This window comes from Nocardia sp. CC201C (assembly GCF_030010695.1).
Taxonomy (GTDB): Bacteria; Actinomycetota; Actinomycetes; order Mycobacteriales; family Mycobacteriaceae; genus Nocardia; species Nocardia otitidiscaviarum.
This window is the reverse complement of record NZ_JASCXP010000418.1, coordinates 1-6,562: the sequence shown is the minus strand read 5'-3', so window position 1 is coordinate 6,562 and position 6,562 is coordinate 1. Positions and strand designations below refer to the sequence as shown.

10 protein-coding genes are annotated in these 6,562 nt (G+C 69.1%); 1 reads left to right on the top strand and 9 read right to left on the bottom strand.

Translation table 11 applies throughout. From position 1 onward, the window contains the following. The 5 genes from QK444_RS30375 to QK444_RS30355 form a co-directional block, all read right to left on the bottom strand. Positions 1-330: hypothetical protein (locus QK444_RS30375; protein WP_282785543.1), on the bottom strand; the 330-nt coding region annotated here is incomplete at its 3' end. Between the two features lie 12 nt (positions 331-342). Further along, positions 343-1,116, bottom strand: a complete 774-nt coding sequence (locus QK444_RS30370) for a hypothetical protein (RefSeq protein WP_282785542.1) — start codon at positions 1,114-1,116, stop codon at positions 343-345. After that, positions 1,113-1,352 carry a hypothetical protein gene (locus QK444_RS30365; protein ID WP_282785541.1) on the bottom strand — a complete coding sequence of 80 codons (240 nt, stop codon included), beginning with the start codon at positions 1,350-1,352 and terminating at the stop codon, positions 1,113-1,115. The genes QK444_RS30370 and QK444_RS30365 overlap by 4 nt, the downstream gene beginning before the upstream one ends. After that, complete coding sequence (locus QK444_RS30360) at positions 1,349-2,257, bottom strand: ATP-binding cassette domain-containing protein (protein WP_282785540.1); 909 nt, start codon at positions 2,255-2,257, stop codon at positions 1,349-1,351. Before QK444_RS30360 ends, QK444_RS30365 begins: the two co-directional genes overlap by 4 nt. Positions 2,258-2,345: 88 nt before the next feature. Further along, positions 2,346-3,239: a phosphatase PAP2 family protein gene (locus QK444_RS30355; protein ID WP_282785544.1), complete on the bottom strand. Its 894-nt coding sequence runs from the start codon at positions 3,237-3,239 to the stop codon at positions 2,346-2,348. 693 nt (positions 3,240-3,932) lie between these two features. Here QK444_RS30355 and QK444_RS30350 point away from each other — a divergent pair. Further along, on the top strand, positions 3,933-4,217 hold the full coding sequence (locus tag QK444_RS30350; RefSeq protein ID WP_282785539.1) for a hypothetical protein: 285 nt from the start codon (positions 3,933-3,935) through the stop codon (positions 4,215-4,217). A gap of 27 nt (positions 4,218-4,244) precedes the next feature. Here the strand turns inward: QK444_RS30350 and QK444_RS30345 are convergent, their stop codons facing one another. From QK444_RS30345 to xdhC, 4 genes are all read right to left on the bottom strand, one after another. Then, positions 4,245-4,616: a hypothetical protein gene (locus QK444_RS30345; RefSeq protein ID WP_282785538.1), complete on the bottom strand. Its 372-nt coding sequence runs from the start codon at positions 4,614-4,616 to the stop codon at positions 4,245-4,247. Between the two features lie 102 nt (positions 4,617-4,718). After that, positions 4,719-5,489, bottom strand: a complete 771-nt coding sequence (locus tag QK444_RS30340; protein ID WP_282785537.1) for a GAF and ANTAR domain-containing protein — start codon at positions 5,487-5,489, stop codon at positions 4,719-4,721. A gap of 116 nt (positions 5,490-5,605) precedes the next feature. Then, positions 5,606-5,785, bottom strand: coding sequence for a hypothetical protein (locus QK444_RS30335; protein ID WP_282785536.1), 180 nt, complete (start codon positions 5,783-5,785; stop codon positions 5,606-5,608). A gap of 98 nt (positions 5,786-5,883) precedes the next feature. Next, positions 5,884-6,562: xanthine dehydrogenase accessory protein XdhC (gene xdhC, locus QK444_RS30330; RefSeq protein ID WP_282785535.1), on the bottom strand; the 679-nt coding region annotated here is incomplete at its 5' end.

The window sequence follows — 6,562 nt, the reverse complement described above, 5'->3', positions numbered from 1 at the left end:
GGCGGGCACGCTCAGCGCGAGAACGCCCAGCACCAGCAGGTGACTGTTGATCATGGCGTCCACCCACAGCCCGGCGTCCACCCACAGCGACGCCACCACGACCGCGATGACCGACGCCGCCCAGGCGGGCAGTGACAGGCGGGGTGCGAGCGCCACCGCGAGGCCCTGGATCAGGGCGAGTCCGACAGCGCGGCGGTCCGTCAGCCCGGTATCGGATTGCAGGGTGTGCAGCACGACCGCGAACACCAGCGCCGCGAGCACCAGCAGGGCGGCCGACAGCGCCTGGCCCCACCGGAAGCGGCCGAGATCTGCCGAGATCAGCTCGAGCATGAGTCCACGATCTCAGATATCGGCGCGGTTCAGGGTGCGCCTGGCCAATCCGAGCGCCGTCACCGCCCCCGCCGCCACCAGCGCCAGGCGCGGCCAACCACCCAGCGAGCCCATGAGTTCCGGTGCCCCGTCGGCACTCTGCGACAGCTTCGCCACCACCGCGCTGGGCGCGACGACGGTCACCCACCGGTGCAGCTCCCCCAGCGCCTGGGCGGCGGTGACCTGGGGCAGCACCACATGTGCGGTGATCACGGCCACCGCACCGGCCGAACTCCGCAGCGCCACCCCGACCGCCAGACCCAGCGCGGCGACGGCCGGGAAGCAGCAGTAGATGCCGAGCAGCCCCGGAAATGCTTGTCCGTCAGCGTATCTCGTGCCGTCGATGACCGCGCCGCCGATCAGCCAGGCGGCCGTCACGGCGGGTATGCCGACCGCGGTGGACACCGTGACCACCAGCAGGGCTTTCGCCGCCAGCAGCAGATCCCGCCACGGGGTGGCGGTCAATACCGGCCGGATGGTGCCCGATCCGAATTCGGTGGTCACGACCAGCGCGGCCCAGGCTCCGATCACGGCCAGCGCCAACGAGGTTCCGGTCAGCGCACCGCCGAGGACGGTGTCGTCCGGTTCCAGGCTGCCGGTCAGCCCGACCACGGCGGCCATGACCGGCGGCACGGCCAGCGCCAGCAGCGGCAGCAGCCACAGGCTGCGCGCCGAGCGCATCTTGATCACCTCGGAGCGCAGCTGATCGCGCAGCAGGGGCGCGAGCGGCGCTGCCGTGACGGTCATCGGTGGGACCTCCTTCCCAGGGATACCGACACGGCGTCTTCGGACACCACGCCCACGGGCACCATGTCGACGGACAGCACGTCGACGGACAGCACGTCGACGGACAGCATGTCGACGGGCACCATGTCGACGGACAGCATGTCCGCGGACAGCATGTCGACGGGCAGCATGTCGGGCAGGGCGTTCGCGGCCGGCGGGTACCCGGTGCGAACCAGGCGCGTGACGGCGCGTGTCATGCGCTCTCCCGGACGTCGCGCTGCCGGTATTGCCGGTGTGCGGCAACCAGCTCCGTGTACACGTCCTCCACCGAGGCGCGCACCGGGGTCAGCTCGTCGAGCACGATGCCGCGATCGGCCGCCACCCGCCCGATCTCGCGCGGCGACAGCCCGCGCACGGTCGCGACCTCGCCCCGCAGTTCGGCCGCCCCGCCCAGGGCGGCGGTGAGCGCCACCAGGTCGGCGCTGCGCACCCGGACCACGGATTCGGCTCCCCGGGCGACGAATTCGCCGATCGGCTGGTCGGCGAGCAGCCGCCCCGCCCCGATCACCAGCAGGTGGTCGGCCACCAGTTCCAGTTCGCTCATCAGGTGGCTGGACAGCAGCACGGTCCGACCCTCGTCGGCCATATCGCGTAGCAGCCCTCGAATCCACCGGATCCCCGCGGTATCGAGTCCGTTCATCGGCTCGTCCAGGATCAGCACCCCGGGATCGCCCAGCAGCGCCGCCGCGATGCCCAATCGCTGCCGCATCCCCAGGGAGAACCCGCCGACCCGGCGACCGGCCACATCGGCCAGCCCCACCAGTCCGAGCACCTCGTCCACCCGCTCCGCCCGAATCCCGGTGCAGGCGGCCAGCATCGCCAGATGCGCGGCGGCGGTGCGCCCCGCCAGCACATCGCCCGCGTCCAACAGCGCGCCCACGGTGCACAGCGGCCGCCGCAAGTCGCGATACCGCCGCCCGCACACCGTCACCTCCCCCCGGGTAGGCGCGTCGAGCCCGAGCACCAGCCGTAACGTGGTCGACTTCCCCGAGCCGTTGGGTCCCAGAAATCCGGTCACCCGCCCCGGTCGCACCACGAACGTCGCGTCCGCGACGGCTCGCGTCCGCCCGTAGTACTTCGTCAGTCCCCGCGCCTCGATCATGGGTCGACGCTATGCGCGCACCGGGTGCGTCCACATCCCTCCCGCGGGCGGTTTCGCCCGTCCCCCGTGCGAGGGATGCGGATTCGAGCTATCGGTGCACGAGTGCGGGCGTCTCGGCGACCGGTTCGCGCCGACGCAGCCGGGTGCGGCGCTCCCAGAGTCCGGCCAGCAGGGCGGTGAGGCCGACGTAGGCGAAGCCGAGCAGGACGTCGACGACATAGTGTTCGCCGCCGTAGACGAGGGTGAACGACATGGCCGCCGGGAAGAGGGCCAGGGGGACGCGCAGCCACCACGAGGTGAGCAGCGGCCACAGCGTCACGGTCACCAGCACGGCGAAGGCGGTGTGCAGCGAGGGCAGCGCGGCGACATAGTTGCCGTGCTGTTCGAGCCAGCCCGCGCTGGTGTCGGACGGCACCAGTCCCAGCCCGAATCCGGAGATGCGGCGGACCTCCTCGGTGATCGCGCCCTCGCGGCTGGCGTACCAGGGCGGGGCGGCGGGCACCAGGATGTAGGTCAGCAGCGCCAGGTAGGACAGGATGAGGATGCGCCGCATGTACCGCGCCCACAGCGGCCGCGAGTACACGTAGAAGATGGCGGCCACCGCCCACGGCACGATGAAATGCGTGGTGTAGACGACGCCGATGATCGGCGTCCACCACGGCTCCCCGTCGGACGCCAGGTGCTCCTGCAACCAGACCGTCGGCAGCGCGCCCCCGAACAACGCCCGTTCCGCCGCGACCAGTTCCGCCATCCGCAGTGGCATTCCGAGCGTATCGGCGAGATCGCGGGTGACGTCGTACACCACCAGCGCGCCGATCAGTGGGAGCCAGTCCACCAGCACCCGCAGGTGGTCACGCCACGGCCGGTCGATGGTGAACGCCACCACCCCGGTGAGAATCCAGGCCGCCTCCACCAGCCGCCCGGACGGCAGTCCCCCGGCGAGTACCGTGACGACCAGAGCCGTCAGATATGTGTATCGCACCACGGCCCGCACGGTGGGCCGTCCCGGTGGAGCGCCGGGAGCGTCGTCGGCTGTCGTCTGAGAGGATTCGGTCCACAACCCCGCCATTCACACAGTGTTCCACGCCCGTTCATCGGGCGGACGGCCGAGCCGCCCGATACCCGCGACTCCAGGTCGGTCGCCACACTCTGCCACGGCCACCGCCGCATCGATCTCGGCGGCGAACACGCGTTTCGCGAATTCGGTGACGACTGGAGTCAGCAGGCGCTGAAATCGTTCGCAACTCCTTCGCCACTGTCGAATAAATGCTATAGAAGCACGGGTAATTGATCTGGTTGTAACTCCGAAACCATTGCCCCACAAGGAAACTCAGACGTGACAAAGTGTTACCATCCGGAAATACCCCCTTGATTAGGCTGCTATCCGGCGACAGGGGATATCCCTTTCGCACAGCGGAGATCGAAGGAGAGAACAATGGGATTGCTCGCCGGTCTGATCGACATCGTTGGTAGCCTGCTGCATTTACTGCTCGGCGGCCTGTGAGGCAGCGCGGGTCCGCACCCCGCGCTGACCGACTCCGATAGGACACGACTACCCGCCCCGCGCCGGATGCGGGGCGCGGGGCGGGTAGATCACATCTCCCCCTTTGTATTTCGGCCCCACCCGGATAGCCCGCCATTGACTCCACGGCCGGTACCCAGCAGGCTGAGCGTCATGCTGCCCCGCCTGACGATCGGTTGCCTGTCCGCCGTGCTCATGCTCGCCCTGACCGGTTGCGGCAAGGAGGAACTCGGTGATCGGAGCGGACCACCGGACGCCATCTACGACGTGGACTACGTCGAGATCTTCCGCAATACCGACAGTTTCCCGAATATCGCACGAGTGTGCGTGCGCGGCATAGCCTTCGCGGCGACCTCCACCGGTCGCGGCGAGAACGCCGGCGGCGCGGGTCCGCTCATCCGGGTCACCGAATGGGACAGCTTCTGCGCCGGAAAATGACCGCCGACAGACCTCCGGGCCGCCCGTTCAGCGAGCCGCCGCGCCGTCCGACCCCGGGGCACCGCAACCGCGGCGCGCGGTTGCGTGGGCGAGCATGGCCAGGCTCGCCTCGTGAATCAGGACGTCCAGTTCGTCGAGCACCGCGGTGACCGCCAGGCTGGCGGTACACAGCTGCGCTGGATCGGCGTCGAGCCGGTCGAATACCGCACGCAATCCATGCAATTGCAGTCCAGCCTCGAACAGGTGCTGCACCATGCGATCACTGGCCTCGACGACGACCGGATCTGCGGTCCGGCCGGGCACGAACAGCCGCGGCGGCTCCCCTTCCTCTCCGAGGCGGGGACCGGGGGCGAAACGGAAGGGCGGTGCGAGTTCGGCCATGGGGGCCTCCGATGTCACGGGCGCGTGAATACGACGGATGCGATTCGCCAGCCGCGCTTCCGGACTCGGTGAAATCTTGTGCCCGATCCTACGCGCTCATTCACGCGGTGCACCCCTTCGCTAGCCACCTCGACGCGGTCGCGGGGCGCGATCGACACCGAAACGCGGTGGGATCGGTTCGCTTCCGGTCATGACGCGCACTATCTCCGCCGCCAGCCGGGCGAGCTTGACATTGCGCTGATGGGAGGCCGTCCGCAGGACTCCGAACGCCTCCTCGGAGCCACAGCGACGCTGCATCATGATCATGCCGAGCGCTTGGTCGATCACGGCCCGCGATCCCAGCGCCTCCCGCAGCTGCGCGGTCAACTCGGCTTGGCGGGCGGTGGCCAGGACCGCATCCAGCAGGACCGCGATCTGCGTGGCGGTCAATTCGATCGCCCCACGCATCGCCTCGTCGAATCCGTGCACGCGGGGGGAGTACAGATGTAGCGCACCGATGGCCGAGCCGTCGGTACGCAGGGGCTCGAAGTGAATGGATCGCACGCCGTGCGCGAGCATTCGCGCCGGATACGCACCCCACCGCCGCTCGGCGGCCGTATCCGGCACAGAGACCGGTCTCCCGGTTTCGATCGTCTCCCGGCACGGGCCCTGCCCGTCGCCGTGCGCGGATTCGGCGATCGGCACCGCGTGGGCGATACTCGGACCAACCGTCACGGGACCGGGGTCGCGGTGCAGGGTGACTCCGGCCAGCGGATGGCCCGGCAGCATTCTCGAAGCGGTATCGGCGAATTCGCCCAGGGTCGCCACCACGTCGCGTGCCGACACCATCACGGCCGTCAATGCGGCCAATCCCCGCGCCAACTCATCCGGCGCGGACAGCTCCTGCGCCATGGGAAGCCCACTCCTCATCCGCGAGTCGCGTCGCGTAGCTTTCCGACCTGTGCCTCTCATACCCGGCACACCGAGGAACAAACCCATACGGCAACGGGGACAATGCAATCCAATGGTCAACAACCGGTATCGACCGCCGCATCGATCAGCCCGTCCAACGCCACCAGGGACGATGCCGGATCGCTGTAGGTCAGTTCCGGGCATTGTTCGGACCACGCCACGAACGCCCTCATTTCCGGCGACCAGCGCACCTGAATGGTGGGCAGCAGTATTCGCGAATTCTCCGCGTCGTGCACCGAGTCCCCCTTTCCGGATCGACTTCCCCTGCGGGTCGTCCCGGCGCCCTGAGACCATTTCTACGGTACGCGTCAAAACTGTTGTTTCGCAGAGCTTTTCACATTCCGGCAACACGACTGTCGGCGCGGCGATCATTGTCGAAGGCGCGGAGCAGATCCGCCGCCACGCTCACCGCGATGACGGCCGGCTCCTTCCCGGTGATCTCGGGCAGGCCGATGGGAGTGGTGATCCGGTCGATGGCGGCGGCGTCGTGCCCGCCCTCGGCGGCCAGGCGCTGGCGGAACCGCGCCCATTTGGCCGACGATCCGATCAATCCGATCGAACCGAGTTCGGGCAGGCGCAGGGCGGCGTCGCACAGGGCGGCGTCCTCGGCGTGATCGTGGGTCATGATCAGGACGTGCGTCCCGGGCGGCAGCTCGGCGAGCACCTCCTCGGGCAGCAGCGGCGTGTGGTGCACGTGCACCTGCGCCACCGCGTCCGCGAGCACGCCGAGCCGATCCTCGGCGAGCTGGTCCGGGCGAGTGTCGATGAGATGCAGATCGAGTTCGTGGCGGGCCAGGATGCGGGCCAACTCCCACCCGACGTGCCCGACGCCGAAGATCGCCACCGCGGGCACCACCGGCAGCGGTTCGAGCAGCACGGTGACGGTACCGCCGCAGCACTGCACCCCGTGCCGGTTGGTGACCTTGTCGTTGAGCGCGAATTCCATCAGCTCCGGCTCCGCACCGGGCGCGAGCAGTTCGCGGGCCCGATCGATGGCGACGGCCTCGATATTG